The sequence below is a fragment of the Enterobacter sp. J49 genome, from assembly GCF_002148625.1.
Classification (GTDB): domain Bacteria; phylum Pseudomonadota; class Gammaproteobacteria; order Enterobacterales; family Enterobacteriaceae; genus Enterobacter; species Enterobacter ludwigii.
Genome location: NZ_MWPY01000003.1, coordinates 1 through 341, shown reverse-complemented (window position 1 = coordinate 341; position 341 = coordinate 1). Strand labels below are relative to the sequence as shown.

Below are 341 nucleotides of genomic sequence, written 5' to 3'. Positions count from 1 at the left end.
TGTGTGTCGTTTCAATTTTCAGCTTGATCCAGATTTTTAAAGAGCAAAACTTCGCAGTGCACCTTTTCAGGTTCACTCTGAAGTTTTCTTGTTTTCGCAGTAAAAGATGGTGGAGCTATGCGGGATCGAACCGCAGACCTCCTGCGTGCAAAGCAGGCGCTCTCCCAGCTGAGCTATAGCCCCATCGTATGACCAACCTCTTCAAATCTGCATGACAGATTTGGTAGGCCTGAGTGGACTTGAACCACCGACCTCACCCTTATCAGGGGTGCGCTCTAACCACCTGAGCTACAAGCCTGTAGAGGTTTTTTACTGCTGTTTTTCATCAGACAATCTGTGTG

The 341-nt window shown here is 47.8% G+C and carries 2 tRNA genes; both read right to left on the bottom strand.

Annotated elements, in window-relative coordinates:
• Nucleotides 1–107 precede the first annotated feature (107 nt).
• Nucleotides 108–183, bottom strand: a tRNA-Ala gene (locus BJP35_RS00020).
• 38 nt (nt 184–221) lie between these two features.
• Nucleotides 222–298: transfer RNA gene (locus tag BJP35_RS00015), tRNA-Ile, on the bottom strand.
• Nucleotides 299–341: the final 43 nt, after the last annotated feature.